23 protein-coding genes and 1 tRNA gene are annotated in these 26,521 nt (G+C 67.1%); 13 read left to right on the forward strand and 11 right to left on the reverse strand.

Features of this window, described 5'->3' with window-relative positions; all coding sequences use genetic code 11:
* Positions 1-97: 97 nt before the first annotated feature.
* Complete coding sequence (locus EP7_RS26555) at positions 98-1,570, forward strand: sulfatase-like hydrolase/transferase (RefSeq protein WP_463525274.1); 1,473 nt, start codon at positions 98-100, stop codon at positions 1,568-1,570.
* Positions 1,571-1,591: 21 nt separating this feature from the next.
* On the opposite strand, the gene EP7_RS26560 is transcribed toward EP7_RS26555, so the two are convergent.
* The 5 genes from EP7_RS26560 to EP7_RS26580 form a co-directional block, all read right to left on the reverse strand.
* A complete protein-coding gene (locus tag EP7_RS26560; protein WP_463525275.1) occupies positions 1,592-2,413 on the reverse strand; it encodes a hypothetical protein in 822 nt (273 codons plus the stop codon).
* Positions 2,414-2,539: 126 nt separating this feature from the next.
* On the reverse strand, positions 2,540-4,423 hold the full coding sequence (locus tag EP7_RS26565; RefSeq protein WP_463525276.1) for a hypothetical protein: 1,884 nt from the start codon (positions 4,421-4,423) through the stop codon (positions 2,540-2,542).
* Between the two features lie 162 nt (positions 4,424-4,585).
* Positions 4,586-5,425 (reverse strand): 3-deoxy-8-phosphooctulonate synthase, encoded by an 840-nt coding sequence (gene kdsA, locus EP7_RS26570; RefSeq protein WP_463525277.1) that lies wholly within the window; start codon positions 5,423-5,425, stop codon positions 4,586-4,588.
* A 110-nt stretch (positions 5,426-5,535) separates the two neighbouring features.
* A complete protein-coding gene (locus EP7_RS26575; RefSeq protein ID WP_463525278.1) occupies positions 5,536-6,576 on the reverse strand; it encodes a diacylglycerol/lipid kinase family protein in 1,041 nt (346 codons plus the stop codon).
* A gap of 153 nt (positions 6,577-6,729) precedes the next feature.
* On the reverse strand, positions 6,730-7,341 hold the full coding sequence (locus EP7_RS26580; protein ID WP_463525279.1) for a hypothetical protein: 612 nt from the start codon (positions 7,339-7,341) through the stop codon (positions 6,730-6,732).
* Positions 7,342-7,596: 255 nt separating this feature from the next.
* Here EP7_RS26580 and EP7_RS26585 point away from each other — a divergent pair, with 255 nt between their 5' ends.
* Positions 7,597-8,637, forward strand: a complete 1,041-nt coding sequence (locus tag EP7_RS26585; protein WP_463525280.1) for an isocitrate/isopropylmalate family dehydrogenase — start codon at positions 7,597-7,599, stop codon at positions 8,635-8,637.
* A gap of 6 nt (positions 8,638-8,643) precedes the next feature.
* Here EP7_RS26585 and EP7_RS26590 read toward each other — a convergent pair whose 3' ends face one another.
* Positions 8,644-9,144: a hypothetical protein gene (locus tag EP7_RS26590; protein WP_463525281.1), complete on the reverse strand. Its 501-nt coding sequence runs from the start codon at positions 9,142-9,144 to the stop codon at positions 8,644-8,646.
* A 216-nt stretch (positions 9,145-9,360) separates the two neighbouring features.
* Between EP7_RS26590 and EP7_RS26595 the strand changes: the two genes are divergently transcribed.
* Both EP7_RS26595 and EP7_RS26600 read left to right on the forward strand, forming a co-directional pair.
* Positions 9,361-10,509: a glycosyltransferase family 4 protein gene (locus tag EP7_RS26595; RefSeq protein WP_463525282.1), complete on the forward strand. Its 1,149-nt coding sequence runs from the start codon at positions 9,361-9,363 to the stop codon at positions 10,507-10,509.
* Positions 10,510-10,574: 65 nt separating this feature from the next.
* Positions 10,575-10,647 (forward strand) — tRNA-Thr (locus EP7_RS26600).
* Between the two features lie 122 nt (positions 10,648-10,769).
* Here the strand turns inward: EP7_RS26600 and EP7_RS26605 are convergent.
* Together EP7_RS26605 and EP7_RS26610 are read right to left on the reverse strand one after the other, a co-directional pair.
* Positions 10,770-11,528 (reverse strand): transposase, encoded by a 759-nt coding sequence (locus EP7_RS26605; protein WP_463525283.1) that lies wholly within the window; start codon positions 11,526-11,528, stop codon positions 10,770-10,772.
* On the reverse strand, positions 11,525-11,653 hold the full coding sequence (locus tag EP7_RS26610) for a hypothetical protein (protein WP_463525284.1): 129 nt from the start codon (positions 11,651-11,653) through the stop codon (positions 11,525-11,527). Before EP7_RS26610 ends, EP7_RS26605 begins: the two co-directional genes overlap by 4 nt.
* 188 nt (positions 11,654-11,841) lie before the next feature.
* On the opposite strand from EP7_RS26610, the gene EP7_RS26615 reads away from it, so the two are divergent.
* From EP7_RS26615 to EP7_RS26625, 3 genes are read left to right on the forward strand one after another with little or no spacing between them, the layout of a single operon-like run.
* Positions 11,842-11,997, forward strand: coding sequence for a hypothetical protein (locus tag EP7_RS26615; RefSeq protein WP_463525285.1), 156 nt, complete (start codon positions 11,842-11,844; stop codon positions 11,995-11,997).
* A gap of 12 nt (positions 11,998-12,009) precedes the next feature.
* Positions 12,010-12,564, forward strand: coding sequence for a transposase (locus EP7_RS26620; protein ID WP_463525286.1), 555 nt, complete (start codon positions 12,010-12,012; stop codon positions 12,562-12,564).
* A gap of 41 nt (positions 12,565-12,605) precedes the next feature.
* Positions 12,606-12,953 (forward strand): hypothetical protein, encoded by a 348-nt coding sequence (locus tag EP7_RS26625; RefSeq protein WP_463525287.1) that lies wholly within the window; start codon positions 12,606-12,608, stop codon positions 12,951-12,953.
* A 154-nt stretch (positions 12,954-13,107) separates the two neighbouring features.
* Here EP7_RS26625 and EP7_RS26630 read toward each other — a convergent pair whose 3' ends face one another.
* Complete coding sequence (locus EP7_RS26630; RefSeq protein WP_463525288.1) at positions 13,108-14,298, reverse strand: trypsin-like peptidase domain-containing protein; 1,191 nt, start codon at positions 14,296-14,298, stop codon at positions 13,108-13,110.
* Between the two features lie 28 nt (positions 14,299-14,326).
* Entirely contained in the window at positions 14,327-16,522 is a 2,196-nt protein-coding gene (locus tag EP7_RS26635) for a DNA/RNA non-specific endonuclease (protein WP_463525289.1), read from the reverse strand.
* Positions 16,523-17,021: 499 nt separating this feature from the next.
* Between EP7_RS26635 and EP7_RS26640 the strand changes: the two genes are divergently transcribed.
* The 5 genes from EP7_RS26640 to EP7_RS26660 all read left to right on the forward strand — a co-directional run bounded on the left by EP7_RS26640 (position 17,022) and on the right by EP7_RS26660 (position 22,887).
* A complete protein-coding gene (locus EP7_RS26640; protein WP_463525290.1) occupies positions 17,022-18,287 on the forward strand; it encodes an effector-associated domain EAD1-containing protein in 1,266 nt (421 codons plus the stop codon).
* 337 nt (positions 18,288-18,624) lie between these two features.
* On the forward strand, positions 18,625-20,166 hold the full coding sequence (locus tag EP7_RS26645; protein WP_463525291.1) for an nSTAND1 domain-containing NTPase: 1,542 nt from the start codon (positions 18,625-18,627) through the stop codon (positions 20,164-20,166).
* Between the two features lie 164 nt (positions 20,167-20,330).
* The gene (locus tag EP7_RS26650) at positions 20,331-21,326 is read left to right on the forward strand and encodes a lipase family protein (protein WP_463525292.1); all 996 of its coding nucleotides are present in this window, start codon (positions 20,331-20,333) and stop codon (positions 21,324-21,326) included.
* A 515-nt stretch (positions 21,327-21,841) separates the two neighbouring features.
* Positions 21,842-22,336, forward strand: coding sequence for a helix-turn-helix domain-containing protein (locus tag EP7_RS26655; protein ID WP_463525294.1), 495 nt, complete (start codon positions 21,842-21,844; stop codon positions 22,334-22,336).
* A gap of 8 nt (positions 22,337-22,344) precedes the next feature.
* Positions 22,345-22,887, forward strand: a complete 543-nt coding sequence (locus EP7_RS26660; protein ID WP_463528469.1) for a transposase — start codon at positions 22,345-22,347, stop codon at positions 22,885-22,887.
* A gap of 15 nt (positions 22,888-22,902) precedes the next feature.
* Here the strand turns inward: EP7_RS26660 and EP7_RS26665 are convergent.
* Positions 22,903-23,699, reverse strand: a protein-coding gene (locus EP7_RS26665; RefSeq protein WP_463525295.1) for an IS5 family transposase whose coding sequence is annotated in 2 segments (ribosomal slippage) — positions 22,903-23,354 and positions 23,354-23,699 — 798 coding nt in all. Because the reading frame shifts where the segments join, the coding sequence is not laid out codon by codon here.
* Positions 23,700-23,963: 264 nt separating this feature from the next.
* Between EP7_RS26665 and EP7_RS26670 the strand changes: the two genes are divergently transcribed.
* Positions 23,964-26,516 carry a multicopper oxidase family protein gene (locus tag EP7_RS26670; protein WP_463525296.1) on the forward strand — a complete coding sequence of 851 codons (2,553 nt, stop codon included), beginning with the start codon at positions 23,964-23,966 and terminating at the stop codon, positions 26,514-26,516.
* Positions 26,517-26,521: the final 5 nt, after the last annotated feature.

The following is a 26,521-nucleotide window of genomic DNA, read 5'->3' on the forward strand; positions in this document are numbered from 1 at the left end:
CCGATCAGCGGGCGTGGGGACGGCCGTTGTCATGCGCGGGCTTGCACGACAAACTAGGCCGACGAGACGAGACCAGGGCTTTGCCGGAAATCCCAGCATGAACCACGACCCGAAACGCGGGACGCCCCATTCGCGTCGCCTCCTCGTCCTGGCCTTGGCTCTCGTTGCGGGAGCGGCAACCTCGCGGGCCGGCGAATCGGTCCCGGAGAAGGCCCGTCCCAACGTCCTGTTCCTCTTCTCCGACGATCAGCGGGCCGACACCGTCGCGGCCCTGGGCAATGCGCACATCCGCACGCCCAACGTCGACGCCCTGGTGGCCCGTGGCACCAGCCTGAACCGGGCCTACTGCATGGGCTCGCCGCACGGGGCCGTCTGCGCCCCGTCCAGGGCCATGCTCATGAGCGGCCGGGGTCTGTTTCACGTCAAGGAAGACCTGGATGGGCAAGCGACCTGGCCCCAGGCGTTCGGCAAGGCGGGCTATTCCACGTTCGCCACCGGCAAGTGGCACAACCAGGCCCCCTCGCTGCTCAAGTCATTCCAGGCCGGCAAGGCCCTCTTCCTGGGCGGCATGGGAGACCCCTACCACCTGCCAGTCCAGGACATCTCGCCCGAGCATACGCTCGTCAACAAGCGGTTCACCGGCGAGCACTCGGTGAAGGTCTTCGCCGACGCTGCCTCCGAGTTCCTGGCGGCGCAGGACGGCAAGGTCCCGTTCGTCTGCTATGTCGCCTTCAACTTCCCGCACGACCCGAGGGTCGCGCCGCTGGCGTACCGCGACCGCTACGACGAGGCCACGCTCCCGCTGCCGGCCAACTACCTTCCCGTGCACCCCTTCGACAACGGCGACATGGCCGGCCGCGACGAAAGACTCGCCCCCTGGCCGCGCACTCCCGAACTCATCCAGCATCACCTGGCCGACTACTACGCCTCGATCGAGTTCGTCGACGCCCAGGTCGGCCGGATCCTCGGCGCATTGAAGGCCAGCGGACAGCTTGAAAACACCCTGATCGTCTACGCCAGCGACCACGGCCTGGCCATCGGCAGCCACGGCCTGATGGGCAAGCAGAGCCTCTACGACCACTCGATGCACTCGCCGGTGATCCTCGCCGGCCCCGGCATCCCGCAAGGCAAGCGGATCGACGCTCTGACTTATCTCTACGACCTGTTCCCGACCCTCGGCGAGCTTGCAGGCGTTTCCGGCCCCGAAGGCAGCGAGGGCCTGAGTCTGGTCCCGGTCCTGGAAGGGCGCGAGCCCACCCGCCGGAACTCGATCTTCACCGCCTTCGCCAAGGTCCAGCGTGCCGTGCGCGACGACCGCTGGAAGTTGATCGCCTACACGCAGGTCAACAAGTCCCAGCTCTTCGACCTCCAGGCCGACCCGAGCGAGCTGCAAGACCTGTCCGCCGATCCCTCGCACGCCGACGACCTCGCCCGAATGACCGCCCTGCTGGTCGACAGCCAGGCCAGGGCCGGCGACACCCTCCCCCTGATCGTCGCCAGCCCCGGTCCGCTGATGTTCGACTTCGACAAAGCCAGGCACGCGGCCCCGTCGAAGAAGGGGGGCCATTGAGGATCAACGAACCCGGGCGGCTCAGCCCTTGGGCTTGAGGATGACCGTCGGCTCGCGGCGGTGGCGGTTGGCGGCCGTGAGCGCCCCGCCAAGCCGGCGGTTGAGGGTCTCGATAGCCGCGTCGAGCACGCCGCGCGCCGTGTCCAGGTGCCTGGGACGCAGGGCATAGGGATCGCGGGGCAGGCCCGTCCGGGGATAGGTGAGCTGGTCGGCCGCGATGGAGAGGCCCGGCGGGACCTGGTGCGACTGGAGCGGGTCGAACGACGAGCCGTCGGCCCGTTCGCGGTAATAGGCCCGGCGGTCGGCGGCGGGGCCCGGGTAGGCCCAGGCGTCGCGCACGGCGAGCAGTTCGGCGAACTGCGGCCACGGGGGGGCGTCGGGGTCGTCGCCTGCGGTGGTCCCCTGCGCCAGGGCCGGCAGCAGCCTCCAGGCCGATGCCAGCGGCATCGGCCTGGACGGGTCGTCGATCAGACGGGCCAAGTCGGGCCGGGCAAGCTCCACGGCGGCCTGGTGCAGCAGGGCCTCGGCGGCGGCCAGGTAGAGCAGCAGCGAGGCCCGCGCGTGACGGCTGGAGTCGGCCTCCGACCGTGCCAGGCAGAGCTGGCTCTGGGTGTGGAAATGCAGCGCATCTTGATAGAGGCAATGGAACGGGCTGACCACCGTCTCGATCAGCCGCGCGGGGGCCGGGGCGGCTGGCTGGCCGGCCGGTGACTCGTCACCGTCTCGGCCCATGCCCACCCCCATGCCGGGGCCATTGCGGGGCGTCCCCCGGCCGATGTCCGACGGGCCGCGGCCGGCGATGGTCGACTCGGGGCCGGCGCGACCGGGGTCACCACTGCGCATCTCGCCCCCTCAAGGCCCGAGTGGGCCGCTTCGTCTGGTCGACGCCGATCTCGCTTGAACGGATTGGCCCCAGTCTATCACGCCGGCCGGGCGGCGCAAGCCCCGGCCGGCGATGACCCTTGGGCCTCAGGGATTGCCACCCGCCGGGGCGATCGAAGGGGCCTGCTGGAGGATCGACGAGGCCGATGGAGACTGACCGCCCAGGCCGGCCGGTGCCTGGCCGATGGTGGGCAGGATGGGCCGACTTTGCGCGGGGCCCCCGGCGGCCGAAGGTGCGGCGATGCCCGCGGGAACCTCGACCGGGCCTGCGCCGCGTGGGAGCCGGTCGGGCACCTCGCCGGTCGGATCGGCCCAGGCCAGGTCGCGGGCCCGGATCAGGTTGCCGATCCCCTGCGGGGTCGAGTCGGGCGAGCCATAGTACTTGGCGGCGAGCCGGCCGTCCCCCTCGGCCTCGTAGAGACGCCCGAGGTTGGCCGCCGCGCCACGGCGGAAGAGCAGGTAATAAGGACGCCTGGGGCCGGGTTCCGGCACTGACTTCAGCGTGTCCAGGAAGAAGAATTTGGCGTCCGACGTGTTCTTCATTTCCAGGTGGCAGAGGGCCAGGAAGTAGGTCGCGTACACGTCCAGGGCCTGCTGCACGTCGGGCGAGACCGGGGTCTTACCGTCCGTCTCGGTCAGGCCCACGGCCTTGCGGAATTCGACGTACTTCAGTTTCGCCTTGTCCAGGTCGCCTCGCAGCTGCGCATGGCGGGCGTAAAGCAGAGGCAGTCGCGGGTCGAGCAGCCGCATCGCCTCGGCCGTCGACCGGTTAAAGCTGGGGTCGGTGAAGAGGCGTTCCTCGACCGTCAGGGGCATCTGCCAGAGGTTGACCTCACCCAGCCGAGGCCCCATCGCACGGGCGAAGTTGGCCTGCTGCTCGGCGGGGTCGCGGTACAGGATCGTCCGGTCCTTGCCGGTCAGCCGCTGCTGCAGCAGCTTCATCCGCGGGGCCAGGCCGATCCGGCTGGAATCGATGAGCACGCCAATCTTCGTCGGGCTGGCGAGCAGCTCCGAGCGAGTCGCCTCGTTGGGGGACTGGCCGGGGAGGCTGAGGGCTTCCAGAATCGACGAGTCGGCGAGGGCATCTTCCAGGGTGGCGACTCCCTTGCCGTCGGGGCCGGGGACTTCCAGCCCGCGGCGCTGGTCGAACAGATAGACCTTGTCGCCGATGACCGCACCGCAGGCCCAGGGAATGGACTCGGCCTCGCTCATCCCGCGCGGGGTGTAGCTCAGCAGGCCGACGTCCACGCCAAGCTGACGGCAGAGCACCATGAACAGCCAGGCCCGCTCGGACCAGAATCCGTCACCCTCGGTGGCCATCCCGCGCATCAGCACGTCATAAGGCCTGGCCTGGGCCTGGGGCAGGCCTGGAGGGGCCAGCGAGCCGGCCGGGGCCAGCATGACCTGCGTGATCACCCAGTCGAAGATCCGCCGGACCCGGGTCAGGTCGTCGCCGACGCCCCCCACCCGCGTGGCGATCTTGTGGTACATCATGCAGTCTTCGAGGTGCCGCGCGTCGCGGATCGTGAAGGCCTTCCCTTCCAATGCCTCTTTGACGAACTTCTCGGGCAGGGTCCGGGCCAGGAACTGCCGGGCCGGCGCCGCCATCGAGTAGTCCAGGCCCGACGAGCCCCGCGCGAAATATTCGTTGAGCAGCTCCGCGGCGATGGCGAAATTATCGCCGCCGGGCTTGATGCTGGCCGTGGCGATGAGGTTGAGCACGCTCTCCAGGATCGTGTCCTGCTTCTGCCGTTCCTCGAGGCTGGTCGCGGCATCGGCCGGCTTGACCGTCCTCCCGGCCCCGCCACCCTTGCCAACAAGCCGGTCGGGCTCGCGGGTCAGCCGGGTCGAGACGATGGGCCTCTGGTCTTCGGGGACCGAATAGTCGCATCCGACCATGGAGAGGCAGACGAGGGCCGCCCAGGCCGCGCAGCTCCCGGCGGCGAGCCGGCCAGTCAATCGGCGGTTCAAGGTTCCAAACTCCTGGGGCATACTCGGAGGGGAGGAGACGGGCGAAGTCGACTCGAGCGGGCCGGCGGCGGCCTCGGTCCCATCCACGCGCGGCGCGCGAGGCGACACTCCCTCTACGATACCCCATGCCCCAAGGTTCGTCAGTCCCCCGGACTCACTCCGTCAAGGCAGATCGGCCAGGGCGGCACGCAGTCGCAGGCAGAGCCGGAGCAAGGGCTCCAGATCGTCCAGCCGGAGCGCGTTCGGGCCGTCGGAGAGCGCCTCCTCGGGCTTCGGGTGCACTTCCAGGAACAGGGCGTCGCAGCCGGCCGCAACCGCCGCACGCGACACGAACGGGACCATCTCCCGCTCGCCCGAGGAGACCCCCTTCCCGGCCGAAGGGAGCTGCACCGAGTGCGTGGCGTCGAAGACCACCGGCGCCCCGGTCTCCTGCATCTGAGGGATCGCCCGCATGTCGTTGACCAGCCGGCCATAGCCGAAGGTGGTCCCGCGCTCCGTCAAGATCGTGCCGACGGCCCCCGCCTCGGTCAGCTTGTTGACGACGTGGGCCATGTCCCAGGGGGCCATGAACTGCCCCTTCTTGACGTTCACGGGCCGGCCGGTCGCCGCGGCCGCCTCAAGCAGGTCGGTCTGGCGAGCCAGGAAGGCCGGGATCTGGAGCAGGTCGACGACCCTGGAAATCGGCCCCGCCTGGTGGCACTCGTGCACGTCGGTCGTCACAGGCAGGCCGGTCTCGGCCTTGATCCGATCGAACAGCTTCAGGCCCTCGTCCATCCCGGGGCCGCGGAAGCTCGACTTGGAGGTGCGGTTGGCCTTGTCGAACGACGCCTTGAAGATGAGCGGGATGCCCAGCCTGCCCGTGATCTCGACGAGCTGGCCCGCGATCCGCCGGGTCATATCGCCGGGCTCCATCACGCAGGGGCCGGCGATCAAGGCGAGGGGAAGGCCACGACCGATCGAGACCGGCCCGACGGCCACCGGATTTGGGGGATTCTGGGACATCTGCCGCCTCCTTGCGTCGCCCGTCGGGTTCCGGCCTCCGGGCCGACCGACCTAGCCCCATCCTAACCCAAGCTCTAAGGCGGGGCGAGCCGAGGTCGCGGCGGCCCGATTCAGGCGGGGTGCGACGAGTGGCCGGCGAAGGCCGCCTCGCCCGGGCTCAGCCCGAACGCCGAGGGGACCAGCACGTCAATGACGCCCGGCAGAGCCTCGATTCGCAGCGGGTTACCGTCGGAGACGCGTGAGACGTGCCCGCAGGGATCGCCGTCGAGCTGCATCGGCACCGGCTCGTCGGCCGCCAGGCTCACCCGGCCGACCCGCCTGTGCTCCACGTCGTCGCTGTCCAGGTGGATGCCGCAGACGACCATCCAGAGGTAGCGCAACGCCTGCAAGGCCCCCGCCCGGCGGAAGACGAGCAAGTCGAGCAATCCGTCGTCGGCCCGCGCCGTCGGTGCGAACGGGAGCCCCAGCGCGTAGCTCGGAAGATTGAACAGGAACGCCGTCGACCCTTCCAGATCTTCCTCGCGCCCGAGGTCTTCCACCCGCACCTTCAATGTGGGGAATCTGTAGCTGAGCGAGGCCCGCAGCACCGGCTCGACGTAGGCCGTCCGGCTGGTCGGGCGCATCACTCCGGCGCGGCCGACCCGGGCCAGGTGGTGTCGTGTCACCACATCGGCATCGAGCCCGATCCCCGCCATCAGGGTGAACCGGCGCTCGCGGGCGCACCCCAGGTCGATCCGCCTGCGGGAACCTCGCGCGATCGTCGCGGCCAGGTGCGCGGGGTCCCGTCCCAGCTTGAAGTAGCGGGCGAACAGGTTCTCGGTGCCGCGAGGCAGAACGGTGATCGGCACGCTCGGCTCTTCGTTGACCAGGGCGCCGACGGTCCCGTCCCCGCCCGCGGCGACCAGGCAACGGCAGGCCGGATCCTGGGCCGCTTGCCGCACCAGCTCGGCGCGATCCTCTGGGGTCCAGACCACACGTGCGCCCAGCCCGTAGGCGCCCAGCTCTGCGACCAGCCTGCCGACCCCTCCGCGACCGCCACCCCGGCCCGACTTCGCGTTGGCCGCGATGCCGACCCATTCCCCAGGCCTGGGCTCACCGCCGCCGGCCTCGAACTCGGACCGATGCGAGCCCTGCCCCTGACTTTGGTGCATGCCGCTCTCCCCATCGCTGCGGGCCGGGCAAATTGCGCACGAAACAGCCACGATAGCCGCGGCCAATGCCCCCGTCAACGACGCGAGGCCCGCCCGCGTTCGCAGGCAGGCCCCGGTTGTTTCAGATTCGAGACGTCGCCGCGGGGGCCCGACTCAGAGGCCCAGGAGGGCGGCCGAGCGCGAGGCGGAACGCGGGGGAGTGGCGGTCGTCGAGGCCGGCTGCGCGGGGGCGGCCTTGGCGTCGATCTTCTCCTGGAGCTGGCGGTTGCCGGCGATCAGGTCCTTCAGCTCGCCCAGAAGGCGGTCGCGGTCGTCCCTGAGCGCCTTCTCCTCGCCGATCAGCTTCTCGACGGCCGCCTGGCTGTCGGCCTTGGCTTTCTCCAGATCGGCCTTATCCTGCCTCTTGCGCTCCAGGTGCTCCGTGGCGGCCTTGACAGACTCGCCGGCCACGGCCAGCTGCGAGGCGACGCGGGCATTGGCCTCGAAGACACCGGCACGAAACTCCTCGACGTCGGCGAGCCGCGACCGGATCACTGTCAGGTCTTGCCCTTTGCCCACCTGCTCGAGCGTCAGCTGGATCTTGAGATCGGCCAGGCTCTTGCGGGCGGCCAGCAGGTCGGCGTCCATCTTCTCAAGCTGGGTGTTGAGCTTCAGGATCGCCTCGCCGCCGTTCTTGTTCAGCTGCGTGACGGCCGAGCCCAGGATAACCAGGACGATCGACGCCAGCGTGACCAGCACGGCCAGGACTTTTCCCGCGGTGGACATCGGAACTCTCCTGCCTTGCTGGGTTGAGGACGGCCGGGCGCCAGGCTAGCGAGCCCACCCGGGGCCGACGCGAGGATTCAGCCGGCGCGGGGCGCGGACCGTCTCGATTACCCTCCATTATACCCCCGCACCGGGCCGACGCCAGTCGCCCGACGTCCAATCCGTGAACCGGTTTGACGCCCCGGACGGGCCGCCCTTACAATCAGCCGTCCGCCGGCCGCGGCGGGCCCAAGAACACCGAGGCTCGCCCCAACGATGCTCCCCTCGTATTCCGTGACCGAGCTGATGGGCGACGGCATCGGCGCGGAACTTTCCGACGCCGTGCATACCCTGGCCGACTCCCTCCCGATCCGCCTCGAGTTCCACCGCGTCGACCTGACGCTCGAGAACCGAAGGGCTCGCGGCAAAGCGATTTACGACGAAGCGGTGGCGTCGGTTATTGCCAGCAAGGTCGCGTTGAAGTATCCCACCATCACCGCGGAAGAGAGCCCCAACGCCATCCTCAGGCGTCGGCTCGACCTGTCGGTGATCCACCGGCCGGTGGCCACCATCCCGGGAGTCCCCAGCAACTTCAAGCGGACCCTGGACCTGGACATCGTCCGGATCGCCACGGGCGGGACCTACGACGACCCCGGCCGGATGATCGGCGACGACGGCGCCGTCAGCCTGCGGATCGTCGAGCGCAAGCCGACCCGCGAGGCCGCGCGTTACGCCTTCAACCTGGCCCGGCGCACCGGCAAGCGCGTCACCAGTTCGTCGAAGTACACCATCCAGAAGGCCACCGACGGCCTGTTCGAAGAAGTGGCCCGCGAGGTCGCCCGCCAATTCCCCGAGGTCCCGCACAACGCGGAGCTGTTCGACGCCCTGCTGGCCAAAATCATCATGACGCCCGAGAAGTTCCAGATCGTCCTCGTTCCCAACGAGTACGGCGACTTCCTCTCCGACATGGCCGGTGGCCTGATCGGCAGCCTCGGCATCGGCGCCAGCGCCAACCTCGCTTTCGACTCCGCCGGCGTCGTCCGCGTGGCCATGTTCGACGCCGCCCACGGCACCGCGCCCGACATCGCCGGCAAGAACCTGGCCAATCCCACGGCCATCTTCCTCGCCCTCTCGATGCTCCTCTCCCAGCTCGGCGAGACCACCCTGGGCACCACCCTGAACGACGTCCTGCTCGCCCTGATGGGCGAGGGCGTCCGCACCAAGGACCTCGGCGGCTCCGAGTCGACCAGCTCGTTCACCGCCGCCGTCTCGGCCGAATTGACCAGGCGCCTCGCCCGTGGCCCCGCGCAGGCCTGAGTTGAGTCAGAACACCTCGGTCGGCGCCCGCTGCGCCATGGTCGCCCGCCGCATCGTGAGCGGCTGCCGACCGATCCGCCTGTCCGGCTCAGCCGGACGCCGCGTCTTCTCCATCTTCGGGCGTGGCTTCGGCCGGATCGTCACCTGCGGACGTGCCGTGAGCAGGTCGGCCAGCAGAAGAGAAATCTCCGGCCGGCGACCTCGCCAGGGCCCGGCCAACGCCTCGGCCTTCATCAGCATGTGCTCGATCCGGGCGGGCGGGAACGATTGGCGTAGGTGAGCCATCCGGGTCAGGATCTTCGGCGATCCCAGGGCCCAGGCCAGGCTCGGGCACTCGGCCAGCCAGTGGTCGGGCCTCGACGACACCAGCAGACGCCAGCAGAGCTCGGCCCAGGGGTCGCCCGGCCGACTCGACGCCAGCGCGATCGTCAGCAGGACATCTCGGGTGCCGCGACGCCCCGCCATGTCAAACCACCAGGCCAGCCTCAGCTCCATCTCCGGCGCCATCGGACGCTCCTTCTCCGGTCGACCGCACCCTCAGAGCTTACCCAAACGCTTGTCGCCCTTTCTTCATCGGCCCGGGACGCTTCGGGCTTGGGCCAATCCGCCAGAAATCCTCAAGGCTGGGGCGGCCCAACCGTCGGTCAACTGGGGTTTTCGGGCCGAGATGCCCCCACTATGCTGTGGACCCCCGATTGCACGCCCACGGACGAGGCCCCCTCGATGCGCATCCTGATGGTGACCTCCTTCCCGATTCCAGGCGACTACGACGGCACCGCCATGCTGCCGATCAAGATCGTCAGGGCCCTCACGGAACGGGGCGTCCCGGTCGTCCTGGCCCACCTGAAGGCCCGGCCCCCGTTCGGACCCACCGTCCGCACCGAGTTCGAGGGGATCCCCTCCTTCACCCTGCACCCATCCCGGTGGGGCAAGGGCTTGCGCGCGATCCGCCGCGAGTTCCAGTTCGATCTGGTCCACGCCCAGCACTACGGCGGCGCCACCCGCGCCTATTTCCCCTGCCGACGCGGGAATTGGCCGATGGTCTACGAGATCCACTCGCTGCTGGGCGACGAGGTCGAGCGTGACCGGCTTGGCCGGGGGCCCGGGTTCCGGCTGACCCAGATGATCGAGCGCCTGGCCTGCCGCCACGCCGCCGCCATCATCGCGCTCGGCGAGCCGGTGCGTGACGTGGTGATCCGTGAGAAGAAGGTGCCCGCCGACCGCGTCTCGGTGATCTACCCAGGCATCGACCTGGCCGAGTACGACCGCCCGGGCGAGCCCGCCGCCATCCCCGGCATCGGGCCCGAGCACCAGGTGGTCATGTACATCGGCAGCATCGTCCACCCCAACCAGGGGGTCCCCATCCTGGTCGACGCCCTGCCCGCCGTCTTCCGGGCCAGGCCCAACGCCCGTTGCGTCCTCGTCGGCGGCCCCCCCGAGGTCGGTGAGGCCTACAAGGCCAAGCTCGGCGAGTTCGGCGATCGACTCATCATCCTGACGGGCCAAACCCCCGAGCAGGTCGTGGCCCTCAGCCGCAGGGCGGACGTGCTGGTGCACCCGCGCCTGGCCTGCCGCGAGAACTTCTCGGTCCAGAGCAAGATCGCCGTCTACCTCGCCGCAGGCCGTCCCATCGTGGCCACCGACTTCGGCGACTACACGACGATCCTGGGCAAGACCGGCGCCGGCCGCCTGACCCCCGTCTCGCCCGATGGGCTGGCCGAAGGCATCATCGACGTCCTGTCCCACCCCGCCCTGGCCGCGAGCCTTGCCGCCGCCGCCGGCCCCGTCGCCCGCGACCTCTTCGGCATGGACCGCAACATCGACCGCTACCTGCAAGTCTACGAGACCGCGCTCGCCCGTGGCCCCGCCTGACTGAAGCGTCCCCGCGGACATCTTGACTCCGCGGGAGTCAACCATTAAATTCTTCCAACAGCCTTGCCATCGTAGCTCAATCGGCAGAGCACCGCTTTCGTAAAGCGGGGGTTGGTGGTTCGACTCCACTCGATGGCTCTATCCCCAAGTACATTCTCCAAAAGTAACTACGCTAACTGGCCGGCGATCGGCGGTGTGGCCTGGGATGCCTTGCAGGGTGGTAGTCCTAGCGGGTCATTCCGGTTGGGCGTGGCCATAACCTACCCGGGTCGTTTGATCGTCGTGGCGGCGCAGGCCCCCGATCCGCCCAGGCGGTGACGACCCTCCCTCCGACACTGCCGGCGGGCGGCCCTCTTCCCGCCCCAGACGAACGGCGTCGGGGACCGATTCCAGTGCTCGGCGACCGCCTCGAACCAGCCGATGATCTGGGCCGGCGTGCCCGGCTCCTGGCCCTCCAGCGCCCTCCGCTTGAGGATCCGCCGCAGGCTCTCGGCCATGTTCAGCCACGACCCGCCCAGCGGCGTGTACAGCGCCATGATCCCTTGGGCGAACAGCCAGCAAACCAGCTCCGGCGTCTTGTGGCCGGCCAGGTTGTCCAGAACCAGCAGCATCCGCAGCGGCGGCAAGTCCGGCGACGGGGGCGTCGCGATCGTGAGCCCCTCCAGCCAGCGTCGCCAGGCGTCCCCGATCGACGGATCGGCCGCCGCCTGGGTCGCCGGGGCGGGCGCCGGTGGCATCTCAGCGAGCACCGCCGTCAGTTCTCGCTTCAGCCAGGCGTGCAGCACCGCGTTGGGGCACGCCGTCACGCCCTTGACACGCGCCCGGCCGTCGGCCGGTTGGAACAGCGTCAAGACCTTTGCGGTCCCGTTGCGGAAATAGTCGTGCGGCCGGCGTGCCGGCCGACCTTCAGGCCGCCACGACTGGCCGGGCTGGGGCACCGCCTGGAATGGCCAGGCCTGGTCGGTGCACCAGACCGACAGGCCCATCGCCTCGCCGATCTGATAGGCGTCCTCGATCAACTTTTTTTCGGTGCGGTGTCCGGGTCGGTGACCAGCACCGGGCCGGCCTTACGGACTCGCAGGACCGTGCCGGTCGGGCACCAGGTGCGGCTGCGTTGATGGCTGACGCCGGCCTTGCGGAGCAAACACCAGATCGTCGAGGTCGCGACCTCCGGCAGGCCGTCGGGGGCCGATCGCAGGTCGCCTCGCAGGCTCGAGAGGCTCCAGGTGGCGTGCCGTCGGCCGTCGGCGTCGGCTCTCGGCCGGCCTCGCGGAGCACGCGCCGGCTCGCCTCGGTGTCATAGACGCGCGGCCGGCCGACGCCATCGCCCTGGTGCTGCTGCGTCTCGTCGCCCGGGAGGTCCTCGACTCGAAACCGTTGCTCTTCGCCCTGGATGACACGCCCACCAGGCGGTACGGCCCCAAGGTCCAGGGGGCCGGCATCCACCACAACCCCACCCCGGAGACGGCCGGCTCGAGGTTCCTCTAGGGTCACAACTGGGTGACCCTCAGCCGAGTCGTGCGTCAGACCCTCGTCGGCGTCATCGGCCTGCCGCTGCTGGCCCGGTTGTACGTCCGTAAAGCCGATGTCCCCAAGCTCCCCGAGCTGGCCAAGATCCTCTTCCGCACCAAGTTTCGGCAGGCCGCCGAGATGCTCACGGCCATGGCCTCGGGGCTGCCCAAGTCCGATCACCGACCCCGGGTTGTCGTCGATGGCGCCTATGCCAACCGGGAGTTCCTCAAGCCGGCCTTCATGGCCGGCTTCGACGTCGTGGCCCGACTCCGCAAGGACGCCGCCCTCACGGACCGACCACCCGTCCTGGCGCCGGGGACCAAGCGGGGCCGTGGCCGCCCGCCGATCTACGGCAAGGATGTCGTGAGCCTGGCCAAACGAGCCGGCCAGAAGCGAGGCTGGGCCGAGCTGAAGAGCACCACCGCCTCGGGCCGAGAGGTGACCGAGTGTTTCAAGACGTTCCTGGCGACGTGGCGACCGGCCGGCGGGGTGATCCGGGTGGTGATCCTCAAGGCGAGGACGACTCGTGGCGGGCCTTCCTGAGCACCGACCGGGATGCCAGCGTCGAGTCGATCGTCCAGGCGGTGCATGACCGCTGGAGTATCGAGGCGAACTACCGGGACTTGAAGCAGGTCAAGCGGGTCGGCGAGGTGCAGTTGCGTCGGGTGTGTGCCAACGTGGGGGCGTTCCACCTGGGAATGTGGGTCCACACGCTGACGGAGGTGTGGGCCTGGAAGCAGGCCACCTCGGAGCTCAGCGACCGGCGGGATCGGCCGTGGGATGATGCGAACCGCCGCCCCTCGCATGCTGACCGTCGCCGAGCGTTGCAGCAAGCGATGTGGCGGGAAGAATATCGGCGCCTGGGCGTCCCGAACACGCTCAGCGAGAAAATCCTGCCGCTGTTCGATCGCATCACCCGGCTGGCCGGATGACCGGCTTCACTATTGGCAAAGTCCAGTAAGAACAGGAACTGGCGGCGCCTCGTCATCTCGGCCGCCGTTACGACAGCTCTGACGACCTAATGCCTGTCGACGTTCTACCCGGCACCCTCTTGGTCAGGGGATGGGCGCAAGCACGCTCCGATCGTCAGTCGATAGGTGGCTCACCGCCAAGAACTTCCTCCTTGCGGTCGCGGGCAAGCCGCTTGCGGATTGCCTCGGCAGGGATCCCCTGGTTGTACCGGGTCGGCTTGGAGAACGGATCACCGAAATGGTGTAGGGCGACTAGCCCCCATTGGAGGTTGAAGCAAGGCGAGCCCGATGAGCCGTAGTCCGTATTCGTCATGTATCGGACACGTGTGCCTTCCGGGTTGACCGACAGGATCGCGTCGGTATCGAAGGCGAGCTTCACTGGGCGTCCATTGGGGTGCTGGAGGATCATCACGGCCCCCCCCCGTTCTAATCCCGTCGGGGCGACTGGCATCTCGATCCAGCCACGGAGGGGCCCCCGGGCGGCCATAGGCTCGGAGCCGATCGGCCGGTCGAGCCGCACGAGCGCATGGTCGAGCTGGTCGAGCGTCGCTAGTGGCTCGCCGGCGTCCTCCGTGGCATCGGGCAATGGTGGGCTCGAGTCGATGTGCCACGCGTCGAAGTCGCCCTTCAGCGGGACCAGGTTCCCAGCCGCCTCCGCGCCGTTGTTCATGATTCGGAAGTCGAATCGGCAGCACACGTCGGCGCCCAACGACCTCGCCTCGATCGCGTCCTTGAGGACGTGATAATTCGTTAGCACGACGTCTTCGTTGACGAGAAATCCGGTGCCGACCGGCTTGCGTTGGACCTCGATCTGGCACACCCTCTGCTCGTTCCGGAGGTACTGCGCGAACCAGAGCCGTGGCTCCAGCATCGGCAACGACTTCCGGATAATCTTCTGGAACCCTTCGAAGGTCGCCGGTACTTCCGCCGGTAACTGTGAGCGTCCCGCTCGCTGGACCTCTACGGCCGGCGACAGGCCGTAAGACTCTAGCACGGCGAGTTTGTCCGAATCAACGGCGGCCCGCTGCGCTTCATTCAGTAGGGATTGGGCATACTTTCGGTAGATCTCCTGGACGTCTTCCCGCAGTGGCCGCGCCGCGGCTACCGCGGCGAACAGTTGCGGATCGCGGCCCTCGTTGTCGAAAACCTCGAGTACAGCACCGACCACCTCGAGGAACGGCCCGTCGGCGACATGGTGGGAACGCTTGAATTCAAGTTGTTCGAAGAGGAACATGTCGAATTGGCTCGGCGTGAAGACCCGCGCGATGGTGTTCTTCACCTCGCCGAACTGGATACCCTTCAGCATCGATTCGGCTCCTGACGGACGTTACCGCTCACCTCACGGAAACGGCCTCGGCGACTCGACGGCCCTCTTCGGTGTCGTGACGATCATACCGCTTCAACTCAGTCAGTTTCACCAGTCCGCCGAGCATTTCCTCGATAGCCCCGATCCCTCGCATGAACCGCTTCCACTTGGCCGGCACCGCAAACTCCTCGGGCCTGGGCACGGCCGAGAGGTCCTGCTCCATCACGAACCCAAAGGCCTCGGGGCCGTCCTCGCCGGCGACGACGACGATCTTCCAGAATGAACGCGGGATTAGGACGCGGACCCGCCCGTGGACGTCGCGGCCGTCGAACACCTGGTCGTCCTCCGCGAGGACCGGGCCGGAGAATAGAATCGCCCGCTCTGCCTTCGTCTCGGCCTGGATCAGGTTCTCCAGGTCGCCCCAGTTGTCCTGCCCCTTGGCCGATTGGTTGAAGGCACCAACCTGTGGCGAGCAATTGGTCGTGTGGAAGGTGTCACCATTGGCCATCTGAATGTCCTCGAAGGTGTCGCCCCAGCAAACGTCGTCGCGGCGCACAAGATGCCCCTTGTCGAAGGCGCCTTCATCCTTCGAGAAGAAGGCGTCGGGGAGCTGGTTTGTCCCGGGGATGCGTGGGTCAATCACCCACTGCTCGGCGACGAAGTCAGGGAGGCCGGTCAATTCCTTGCGGCTCGGCTTGCGGCCGTTGATCAGCCGGTGTTCGGGCTGCCAATCGCTGTTGGCGGCGGTGAACAGGGCGAGCCGCCGCGTCTTGTGCATCACGACCGAAAACTTGTGATACTTCAGCTCCCAGGTGCCGTCGTCGAGTCGGGCAACGGCCGCCTCCCCGTACTGGGTTAGCGTGGGCAAAGGGATGGTCACGTCTTCCCCGAGGCCGAGAAAATCGGGCCGGTAGCCCTCGCGCTCGTCGAGCCCATCGAGGATGACGGGGACCTGCATCCTCATCGCTTCGACCTGGGCCTCTGGGGTCGCGGCCGTCGTCGACGCGATCTCCCCCGGCACTGGCGCCCCGAGCGCGATGGTCACCTGGATCGGGATTGTCCAGGTCACTGTCCCCCCGGCCATTGGAACGGGTCCGGACGGGTTCGGCCCGGGGGTCGATAGGTTGGTCCGGTCATCGTCCCCTTCCTTTTCCCTGATTGCCGTCTCGCCGCCGAGGCGGTCCCAGGCAAAAGCCCAGTCGCTCGTGGCCCGCACCGCCCCGGCGAATCTCAGCCCACAGGCCACAACTCGACTGTCTCGTGCCAGCTCATAGGCCGGCACGGCGTAGTTGGCCTTGAGATATTCCCCAGCGAAGTGCAACGCGACCACCTGGCCGGTCACCAGGTCGATCACGGCAGAGCCCGAGTTCCCCCCGAGAGTGGAACTGTCGTGGGTCAGGGCATTCACCAGGTTACCGAAACTCTGGACCTTTTGACGCTCGCGGAGCCGGCCAGGCTGGAGCCGCTTCACGTCGAAGACCCGATTGAAGATCCGGTTCTGAACGTCCAGGTCGTTCCTCCGGTCTTGCGCCGGATAGCCGATCACAACGACTTCACGATTCGTCAGCGCCTCCGGGGCGTCGACCGACAGCGTCAGCGGCTTCGCCGCGGCGGGTAGGCCCTCCATCCGGAGCACGGCCATGTCCCAGTATGGGTGGATCATCACGACCTCGCGAACCCGGGCGTAGTCCTCGTCCGTGCCCTCTGGGGTGTCGATCTCGCGGCGGAAGCTGATCGCGGCGTCGCCCGGGCGATAGATCAGCCCTCGGTTGCCCAATCCCTCCGCGAACAGCTTGGCGACGTGCTTATTGGTCAGCACGAGGTCGGGGCCGACCACGAAACCGGTGCCGGCGAAGGGGTATTGCGGGAGGTTCGGGACCTCGATCCGACCGATCGAGGGGAGGAGGCCGAGAACTCGCTTCTTCGGGGCGCCGCTATTGAGGTGCGTCCATGGGTCGGGCAACTTATCGTAGTCGACCTTAGACACGGCAGTGCCAACAGTCCGACGCACCAGCACGACCGGCCGCTCTTTGAGCAGGACGATCGCCTCCAGGCCATTCAACTCGTCCGTCGTGACGCGGTCGAATCGGTCCTGCGCGATCTTGCGCAAGCCCTCGACGGCGTTCGCCTCCTCGGGTGGTGTCTCTCCGCCGAAGCTCTCGGTGAGCGTCTCATGCTTCGTGATCAGGCCGTCTAGCCCGTCGGCAGAGACCTTCTCAAGCATGGCCTTCAATCTCGCGGCTTTCTCGACTCGGTCCAAGGCATGCTCCTCATCGTTGGGCTTATGCCTCCCGCGTCAGGGAGGTCCTCGGCAACTGCGAAACTTCGTCCCGAGGGCGAGCCCGTCGACTTCGGTGCCCTGAGCGAGAGACGGCGTCTGCTATATCAGTCGCTTCGAGGAACTGCAACGGCCATGTCCCCCAATCGATTCGGTCGCGGATCGTGCGTCCGCGAGCCGATCACTTCCCGCATCAGACCGATCGGGGTACACTCTTCTCGTAGATATCTGCGGCGGGGACGCATCACCGATTGGTCAACACGAAGCCCCGACGAAGGTTGGACACGCGTTCGTTCCTCGCTCGTCTTCGATCGACCCGGGCTGCTCCGGCCGCTCGCGCAGGCAGACGTCGACCGGCGGGCAACCCGACCCGACTATGGGTCTCGTTGGACGATCTGGCGACCGAGGCTGACCCCAGGAAAGCCAGACCCCGATGTCTCCCCAGATGCACACCCTCGTCGTCCTCACCGGCCGGCAAGTCGGCGAGCTGACCCACATCTTGTGCCAGCTCTTCAACTTGGCAGAATTAACGCGGCTGACTCGGACTCATCTCGAGCTCGACCTGGAAGTCGAAATTGCGACTCCGAAGACCGGCCTCTTGGAGGTCGCCTATAACCTCATCTCACACCTAGACAGGCACGGGCGGGTTGATCAGTTCCTTGGAGCGGTCACTGCTGAGCGGCCACTCGACGATGGGCTGCGGCAATTCATCGGCCGCATCCGGGGCGATGCGCAATCGCCCCCGATTGAGAAGCAGATCAGCGAGGTTAACGAAGCCCTCGAAGCCGTGGCTAAGAGAGCTAAGGCCGATCCGGCGGTCCAGGCGGCACTCGGGGAGACAAAGGCCCAGTTCAAGATCGTCCGGGATGAGCTAACGTACCTGGCTCGGTACAAGGCCTTGCACGACTGCCTTCATACACTCCAGATGCAGCTAACGGCGGTCTCTAGGGCAGCGCAGGCGTTCCCGGATGACCCGACTGCCGGTCGCGACCTGGTGGCGTTTGCCGACCAGCTCCAGCGACAAGCCCGTCGAGCTCGTAAAGCGATCGGCGGGCTGCTGAGCGAGGCCGAAGAGACGATCTGGGTGGACGAGTTCGATCAGGCCCTGGTAGCCGCTCGTGAGGCGGTCCGGGCCGTTGACGGGGCACCGCTGACGGCCGCCGTCGAGGCCCTCGCCCAACTTCTGCCGCAGTCGATCCGGATAAACGATCAAATGATCGGGGCGGCTCGCCGGCTCGGCCTCCAACTTGACCCCCTGGCCACGACGATGTCGTCCCTTGCCAGCGGGACGGACGGAGGAGTGGCTGACCGACTCAAGGCCGGGGCCATCGCGCTTCGTGGGCTGACACCACAACTGGTGGGGCTGACCTCTGTTCATGACATCTGGCAAAAGATTGATTCGGCCCTGACTACGGCGGAAGCGTTCCCAAACGCGTCGCCGGCTCGCCGGGTGCCGCGATGGCCCCGGGTCAAGGCAGACATCGCCCGGGTCTGCCCCCCCGGTTCGGCACTCGACCCGGCGGCCGATCCGGTCGCCCTGACAGAAGGATTGGAGCAAGCAACGGACTTGGCCACCTCAGAGAACATCTTTCTCACGCTTCGCGCGGCTTCCAGGCACGAGTTCAAGGACGTCGACGACCGGCTCCTCGATTTGGCCGAACAGTTAACCGAGACGATTGGCAACTTGAACATCTTGCTCGGAGTAATCTGACGTGCCGGACCTCCTCCCCCCAAACGTAAAACCGGCGACCGAACATTTTGGATCAGCCGAGAACATCCTGGCGGCCCACGGCGAACTGCTGTCGAGCCTACCCGAAAAACCCGGGCCGGCCGACCTCGCGCGTGCGACCGAGTTCATCGGCCGGGCGGTCGCCACCGGAGCCCTGCTTGACTCCCTCGACGACCGCAAGCAGGCCCAGGCCCTGATCGACTACTGGGCGGCGTCCCTGATCACCGAATACCGCGAGACGCCCGTCCGCGGGCCGACGTCCCGGGTCAAGCCGGCGGTGACGGTGCTCGCACCTTTCGCGGCCGACGCCGTCCTCGGCGTGGTCGAGGAGGCCGACCGTCGGCTTCAGGCGCTGCCGGCGGAGTACCGGGACCTAGCCCCTCGAGTGCTGCTCCGCCTCGTCCGGATGTCGCCGGACTCGGACACGTTCCACTTGGCCGCCGCCACCCGCTCCGACCTCCGGGCCGAGGGGCCGGCGACCCGGGTCGATGCAGTGATCGAGGCGCTCGCCGACGCCAAAGCGATCCGCGTAACTCCAGCTGCCGACCCGACTGCCGATGTCGTCGAACTGCGGTACGAGGCCCTGACACGGGTGTGGGGCTTGCTCCGGTCCGAGATGGAGGAGCGGCGCAAGTTCCGCGACGCCGTCCGGTTCTGGGACCGGGCCGGCCAGGACCCCGTAGCCCTCGTCACGGGTTCGCTGCTGAACCGGATCGTGGGCTACCACGACCTGAACTACCTCGAGAAGAAGTTCGTAAGTGGCTCCCGAGAGCGGGAGGTCCGGGGCGTCCGACTCTCCCGCCTTCTTGCGGTGAGTTTCGCGATCCTGGCGGCGGTTGCAATCTTCTTCGCGGTCAGGGCACGTTCGGAGGCGAAAAGCCGGGTGGCTCTGGCGGCGAATTTCGCGTTCAGGGAACGTTTGGAGGCGAAGAGACGGGTGGCTCTGGCGGAGAAGAATGTCGAGCTGGCTAAGGATAAGGCGAATGCGTTGGAAGGTGAGAAAATGGCCCTCGCTGAGAAGGTGAAGGCCGAGGTGGCACGCGGGAAGGCGCTAGAAAATGAGAGAGTCGTTCTAAAACGAGAGAAGGGCCTGATCGAGAAGGTGGCTTCGCAAGAGCGAGAGAAGCAGGAAGCGATCAAACTCGATGCAACAGTGACGAGCACGTCCACCCTGGCGACCGCGATGTTATTGATGCGTGAAGAGCAATACCAGACTCACGCGGCCAAGAAGCTCCTGATCATCCAGACGCTCGGCCAGGTCTTGTTCGCCGGGGACAAGGAAGCCGCCAACGCGGCCGCCAAGAACTGGAAGCGGCTCGAGGAGCAACTCGTCGAACACGACCCAAACGACGATCATAAATTGTGGTTTGGCGACTTTCTTCGCTCGAAGTTCAAGGATGAGATCAAGCGGATCACGAGCGGCCATCCGCCGGATCGGGCCCGCATCGAAGATCTGAAGAAAATCAGTTCCGCTCTCAGCCCGTACATCGCCAATATCAAGACGACCCAGGCCCTCGCGATCATCCGTCCGGTTCTCTTGGAGGAGTCGATCGGCCTCGCCGAACGATTGACCGGGGCGGCCACGGCCGGCGAGCCACTGTCCGACGTCGAGATATTCCGTCTCGCCTTCTGGCGATTGAGGGCCGGAGGCCTCGTGATCGTCGCGAAGGACGACCGCGACTTCGAGAATGCCGTGGAGGCTTTCGCCGTCGCCCTCCGCCACTGGGAGGACGCGGACGCGGTCGCACCCCGCGAGATCGTCCAGGAGTTGTCGAAGGGCCTGGAACAGCTCCGTGCCGTGAAACTTCGCGTCCCACTTACGCAGACAGCGGTAAGAGTCCCGTCGAGGTCTCACCGATGAACGAACGTTCGAATTCGAAAAGCGGCGGTCAGCCATCGTCCCCAGGAGATCACCCGAGGCAGGCCCCGCAGTCCCCTTCGTCATCGGCGATGCCACCGTTGAAGCCCCAAGTATCCCGAGACTCGTCCGGCACGTATGCCATGAGTTGGACGATCCCACTTCACGTGACCGTCACGATCGGGCCGCCGATGCCGTCGATCGCCCCGGCCCCGACTCCGCCCGGCGGGCGTGTGACGGCGCGAGAGGGGCTGTTCGGGCGACCCGCGCCTGTCGTACCCATGGGACGGTTCCGAGCCGGCTCGCTCGGGGCTGGCCGGTTCGAGTGGGAGACCGCGCTGTCGCTCGCCCTGGCCAGCAAGCTCGCATACGACGGGGAGGCCGTCGTCCGAAGCACGGCGATCAGTACCTGGGGGTTGCGGGATTGCCGGTTCATCGAGTCGGACGATACCCAGTGCTTCGTGGCCTGGTCGGACGATGTGGCCCTCGTCTCGTTCCGCGGGACCGAGAGCCTCGGAGACTGGCTGGGAAATCTGAATGCCCTAAGCACGACCCGAGGGTACGGCACAGTCCACCGTGGCTTCCTCGGGGCATTCCAGGTCGTCGATGCGCAGCTGAGGGCGGTGCTCTCGGGCCTCTCCGGACGCCCGGTGCTACTGACCGGCCACAGCCTTGGGGGCGCTCTCGCCTCGGTCGCCGCGGCGGAATGGCAGGGACAATTTCCCATTTCCTGGATTTATACGTACGGCCAGCCGGCCGTCGGCAAGGGGGACTTCCCGACCTTCATCGAGGGCCACTACGCCGGGAAATACTTCCGGTTCGTCAACGACGACGACGTCGTGCCCCGCGTCCCGCCGACGTTCCACCACGTTGGTCGCCTCATTCATTTCGATGCGAGCGGTGGTCTCGAGAACCGATTCGAATCGGCCGCCACCGCGTTGGCAAACGAGGCAATTGGCCCTGTCGCGCCCTCGCCTGAGGCCCCCCCTATGATGACCGAGGAGGAATTCGATCGGATGCGAGCCCGGCTACTAGAAGAGCGGGCCCGGGCCAGAATTGCCGGCACTGAGGCGATGGAGGCTCCGCAACTCGAAGGTTTCCTCCCCAGCGTCAGCGACCACAGCATCGACCAGTATCTCGCCAAGGTCGCGGCCAAGGTCTGAGTCGGTCCGAAACCTTGTTTATTGATCCTAAGGATGGTTGGGCCCTTTCTGTCCGGATCGGGGCCGGTAATGCTGCCGGACCTAACGACCACTCGATCCGCCCAAGAGATTGAGAACCGCCAGCCAATACCGGGGCGCCTCGAGGCAATCCTCGCGGCGGGAGCGGATGCGGGTAGTCTCTGCCCGGGCGAGGATTCTCTTGATTAATACCACGGAGGCCTCGATGGTGAAGGCGGCGCCGGCGAAGTTGCTGATGCCGAGGGCGAGGAGGGCGGCCAGGGGGGGCGATTCGCGACATGGGAGGCGGGTTCTCAGGGGTTGGTCTAGGTGGGATTTGACGAGCGGTCCACTGCTGGACATCGTCGCCTCCCGAGCCCCTCCCTCCCATAGTTGAATGATGTTACACACATTCGTGATAATTCTCGGGAAACAAACTAAGTAGGTCACCAGTAGTGATTGGACGACTCCCCGGAGTTGACCTATGGTTGCGATAGCCCTACAGAGGACTCGCGACCATGGCCCTGATCACACTCCAGCCGGCCGAGCGCGAGCACCTGCGCGGACTGGCCCGTCACTCCGACGACCGCCGCGTCATCCACCGCGCCCTGGCCCTGCTGGACCTCGATTCCGGCCAGCCGCCGCTCGCCGTCGCCGCTCGGCTCGGCGTCAGCCGATCGACCGTCTACAACTGGGCCGGCCGGTTCGCCAAGGAGCGAGATCCAAGCCCGTCGCTGGGCGATCGCCCGCGCGCCGGCAGGCCGCCGGCCGCCAGGCGGGCCGCCGAAGAGTCGGCCGAGGCCGCCCTGGGGACGGATCCCCGCGCGGCCGGCTATCGCCACACCAACTGGACCGTGCCCCTGCTGCTGGCCCACCTGAACCGGGCCTCAGGCCAGCAGGCCAGCGGCACCACCATGCGGCGGGCCTTGCACGGGCTGGGCTATCGCTGGAAGCGGCCCCGCTTCGTCCTCTCGCGCCGATCGCCCACCTGGCGGCAGGCCAAAGGGGGCTGAGGCGCGGGCTGCCCGGACGCACGCGCACCGTCGTCCTCTTCTCCGACGCCACCATCCTCACCGAGACTCCGCCGCTGCGGGCCGCCTGGGCCAGGGCTGGCCAGCAGGCCGAGGTGCCGATCACCGGCAACCGCGACCGCCGCGTCCTCTTCGGCGCCATCGCCGTGGGCCGCGGCACGCTCCGCCTGGACCGCGCCGGGCAATGGAACCAGGACAGTTTCCAGAGCCATCTGCGGCACTTCCGCCCGACCTGGCGCGGCTGGCGGATCGTGCTGTTCCTGGACCGGGGCTCGCCGCACACGGCCAGGCGGTCGCGGGCCCTGGCCAAGCAGTTCTCCATCGAGCTACGGTTCCTGCCGACGGCGTGCCCGGAGCTCAACCCGATGGAGGGCCTGTGGCGCGAGATCAAGGGGCAGATCCTGGCCAACGAGCCGACGCCCGAGCTGGACGTTTCGCTGGAGTGTGCCGTCGATCACCTGATGGCCATGACCGGCAAACAACGACGCCAAACCGCCCGCATCCTCTCCGAGAACTTCTGGCTAGCCACTTAAAGCCTGTTGAGAAAGCTACATTTTCGGTAGTCGGCGGGCCATCAGATGGATCATCGCCAACTTGACGAATGCTTCGCTGCTTGCGGTCGTCGCCTCGTAATCCTTGCTCAGCCGACGGTTCCGCCCCAGCCAGGTGAAGGTCCGCTCCACACGCCAGCGGAATGCGATCGGCTCGAACTTGCCGTCGCCGGGGCGCTTCGCCTTGATCTCCAGCCGCAGCCGGTTGCGGCCCCGCAACGCATGGACCCACTCGGCGATCCCGCCGTTGTCGATCCCGTCGGCGACGATCAGCCGCAGCCGCATGAAGCGGTGCCGCAGCGGGGCCAGGACCAGCCTCGCACCGTCGCGATCCTGGATACGCGCGGCGTGGACGACCACCGAGAGGATCAGCCCCAGGCCGTCGACGAGGATGTGCCGCTTGCGGCCGGCGACCTTCTTGCCGGCATCGTAACCTCGGGGCCCCCTTTTTCCGTCGTCTTGACCGACTGGCTGTCGAGGATGGCCGCCGACGGCTGGCGCGGCCGGCCGTGGGCCTGGCGCAGGTCGCCTCGGAGCAGGTCCATCAGGCGGTCGAGGGTGCCGTCGGCCTTCCAGATGCGGAAGTACCAGTACGCGGTGGCCCAGGGGGGCAGGTCGTGCGGGATCGCGCGCCACTGGCAGCCGGTGCGCGCGACATACAGCAGGGCGTTGACGATGTCCCGCCGGTCGTGCTTGGCGGGCCGCCCGCCCGGCTTGGGTGAGGGGATAACGCGGCAGACCTGGGCCCACTCGGCGTGGGTCAGGTCACTCGGATACGCGATTCGTGTGTCCATTCCAGAAGGCTAGGTCACGCTTTCCCAACAGGCTTTAAGACTCGAGTGACGTCCCCCAATTTCCTGGTCCAACTTTCCGGGGCAGGTCAGGAAAATCTTCCTTATTTCGGCACGACACCATAGAACCTTGCGAGAGATCCTGTAAAAGTACAAACCTCGCATGATTCATATGACCCGACGAACCATAATCGGGGATGAGCGATTCGCGAGGGTGACCGTGAATCCGCTCCCGGCAGCCAGGCTGGCAAATTAACGGAACATCAAATGATTAATCGTCGTTCGATGCTGAAGGCCACGGCGATGAGCGTCCTGGCGGGGGGCGCTAAGGCGCAAGAACTGCCGGGCCCTTACGACGACCCGACCGCGAGATTCGACAAGGCGAAGCAGGACCAGTTGCCGAGCTGGGCGTTCCGTGACGAGCTCTGGATCCCCCTCGTCCCGCGACCGGTGAACGTCGGGTGGTACGACGCGCTCACCTCGACACCCGGCGGGACGCCTCCCCCTTTCAGCCCCACGGACCCGGTGCCGATCGGACACGTCTTCCACGGCATCGCCCGCGAGTGGGGCGAAACGCCGCTGCATTGGAAGGACCTGGGCTGCCGGCCGGAGCCCGGACAGACGGCCTCCCAATGTTGGAGTGATAAGCATGAAAATATGGGTTTCGTCGAATCGTATGAAAGAAAGGAGAACGGCGAGGCGGTCGAGTTGATCCACAACTGGGGTCATTTCCCGATCAAGTGCTTCAAGATGCCGATCCTCGAGACGAAGAAGGCGTTGGCGCACGCCGCGCTTCCCGCGAGGCTCTACGGATACGGCGGCATGGTGCCTGGTCCCACCATGAAGATGAGGCTCGGGCAACCCGTCGTCGTCCGGTTCGAGAACCATCTGGAGACCGAGCTCTCGGTCCACCTGCACGGCGCGCACAGCCCGTCCCATAGCGACGGATTCCCCTCGTTCTACGTCCTCCAGGGCAAGTCGCGTGATTACTTCTACCCCAACATCCTCCCCTTGAGGAAGCCGATGGAATCCGACAAAGGGCGTGCCCGGCCCATGTGTCTGAGCCCGCACAAGTTGGTGGCGGACGACGGCGAGTCCCAATCCACCATGTGGTATCACGACCACGGGATGGACGGCACGGGCTACAACGTGGCCAAAGGCCTCGCCGGCTTCGCCCTCTGCTTCGGTGAACGCGAACTGGAACTGATCGCGAACGGGACCTTGCCGGGCCTGGGGCCGAAGTCGTGCGAGGATCCCGAGCGGCAAGGCGTCAAGACGTCCGCCCGAGACGTCGAAGACCTGGAAGAACCGGGCTATCCGGGCTACTACAAGCGTTGCAAGGAACCCTATGCCAACCCGTTCGACATCCCCATCGTGCTCCAGGACAAGGTGATCGACCCGAATACGGGGCAGGTTGCCTATGAGACGGCGGGGCACAACGGCTATCTCGGCCACACATTCCTGCTCAACGGGGTCGCCTATCCCCACCTGAACGTGAGCAACCGCAAGTATCGGTTCCGCTTCCTCAACGGGTCGAACTCGCGGATCTATCGCTTGAGGCTGCTTTCCGAGGCAGAGTTCCACGCCCGGTTCGGGGGCCAGCCGGCCTCGGTCCCGGCGGCCGTGCCGGCGGAAGTGGGCGTCGTCGAGGCGGACGACATCGGCGGTGGCAGCATGGACGAGGCCTCGCTGCCCTTCCTGAGGATCGGTAAGGACTCCTGGCTCTGGTCGAAGGCCGAGCAGAAGAAGAGCGTCGTCCTGGCGATGGCCAACCGCGCGGACCTCGTGGTCGACTTCAAGTTGTTCGCGTCGCACCTGAAGTCGCGGGACGATCAGGCCGTCTTCTACCTGGTCAACACGATGCCCCAAGCCGACGGTCGCGGCCCCAGGGTCAAGCTCGAGGACGGCGGCGACCCCCGCGTGCTCCCCCTGCCGATCGACGTCGAGGCCGACGCCAAGAAGGGGATCCCGGAGTCCAAGATCGCCGAACTGGACCGTCCGATCCCCCTGATGAAGATCATCGTCAAGGGGCCGCCCCTCGACTGCAAGCTCGACGCGAAGGTCGAGCACGGGACCGAACTCATCCCTCATCACCCGATCGGCGACGACGAGGTGCAGGTCGTCCGCGAGTTCATCTTCGAGCGTGGCAAGGGGGCGTGGAAGGTCAATGGCCGGTTCTACGACCCCAACATCGCCAACGCCACCCCCACGATCGGCACCGCGGAGGAGTGGATTCTCCGCAACGGCGGCGGCGGCTGGTGGCACCCGATCCACATCCATCTCGAAAGCCACCAACTCATCAGCTACCAGAAGGATTTCGAGGCGGACGGCATCATCGATACCGGGGATCCGCCGGCCATCCCCCGGCTGGCGAACCTCGTGGAACTGGTGGACAAGTTCGACGAAGGACAGCAGCGTGGGCTCCACGACACTCAGGTCCTGGGCCCGAACACCGTAGCACGCATCCGCATGAGGTTCCGGACCTGGAACGGGCCTTTCGTGTTCCATTGCCACAACCTTGAACACGAAGACATGCGAATGATGCACAACTTCGAGCCGGTCCCCAGGCCCTTCACGGACGCCGAGGCCGAGGGGAAGCCGGACCGGTTCGACCGCCGGAGGAAGCTCGCGAACATCGCGCCCGACGCCCGGACCCACGGCAATGACGTCACGTTGCAGCCGGACCCGTCCGCCCCGGGCTACCACGAGTCGCATCGCCGGATCGGGGAGCTCGACTGGTCCCATTCGGCGATTCCCACGACGCCCGTCGAGGATGGGGGAGCCTACCAGATCCCCCCTCGCGCGAAAGAAGGGCGATGAGCGCC

The sequence above is a fragment of the Isosphaeraceae bacterium EP7 genome, from assembly GCA_038400315.1.
Classification (GTDB): Bacteria; Planctomycetota; Planctomycetia; order Isosphaerales; family Isosphaeraceae; genus EP7.

Excerpts from the sequence above, each read along its gene's own strand:
- EP7_RS26555 (WP_463525274.1), top strand. The coding sequence starts at position 98 with ATGAACCACGACCCGAAACGCGGGACGCCCCATTCGCGTCGCCTCCTC.
- EP7_RS26560 (WP_463525275.1), bottom strand. The coding sequence starts at position 2,413 with ATGCGCAGTGGTGACCCCGGTCGCGCCGGCCCCGAGTCGACCATCGCC.
- kdsA (WP_463525277.1), bottom strand. The coding sequence starts at position 5,425 with ATGTCCCAGAATCCCCCAAATCCGGTGGCCGTCGGGCCGGTCTCGATC.
- EP7_RS26575 (WP_463525278.1), bottom strand. The coding sequence starts at position 6,576 with ATGCACCAAAGTCAGGGGCAGGGCTCGCATCGGTCCGAGTTCGAGGCC.
- EP7_RS26580 (WP_463525279.1), bottom strand. The coding sequence starts at position 7,341 with ATGTCCACCGCGGGAAAAGTCCTGGCCGTGCTGGTCACGCTGGCGTCG.
- EP7_RS26585 (WP_463525280.1), top strand. The coding sequence starts at position 7,597 with ATGCTCCCCTCGTATTCCGTGACCGAGCTGATGGGCGACGGCATCGGC.
- EP7_RS26590 (WP_463525281.1), bottom strand. The coding sequence starts at position 9,144 with ATGGCGCCGGAGATGGAGCTGAGGCTGGCCTGGTGGTTTGACATGGCG.
- EP7_RS26595 (WP_463525282.1), top strand. The coding sequence starts at position 9,361 with ATGCGCATCCTGATGGTGACCTCCTTCCCGATTCCAGGCGACTACGAC.
- EP7_RS26630 (WP_463525288.1), bottom strand. The coding sequence starts at position 14,298 with ATGCTGAAGGGTATCCAGTTCGGCGAGGTGAAGAACACCATCGCGCGG.
- EP7_RS26635 (WP_463525289.1), bottom strand. The coding sequence starts at position 16,522 with ATGCTTGAGAAGGTCTCTGCCGACGGGCTAGACGGCCTGATCACGAAG.
- EP7_RS26640 (WP_463525290.1), top strand. The coding sequence starts at position 17,022 with ATGCACACCCTCGTCGTCCTCACCGGCCGGCAAGTCGGCGAGCTGACC.
- EP7_RS26655 (WP_463525294.1), top strand. The coding sequence starts at position 21,842 with ATGGCCCTGATCACACTCCAGCCGGCCGAGCGCGAGCACCTGCGCGGA.
- EP7_RS26670 (WP_463525296.1), top strand. The coding sequence starts at position 23,964 with ATGATTAATCGTCGTTCGATGCTGAAGGCCACGGCGATGAGCGTCCTG.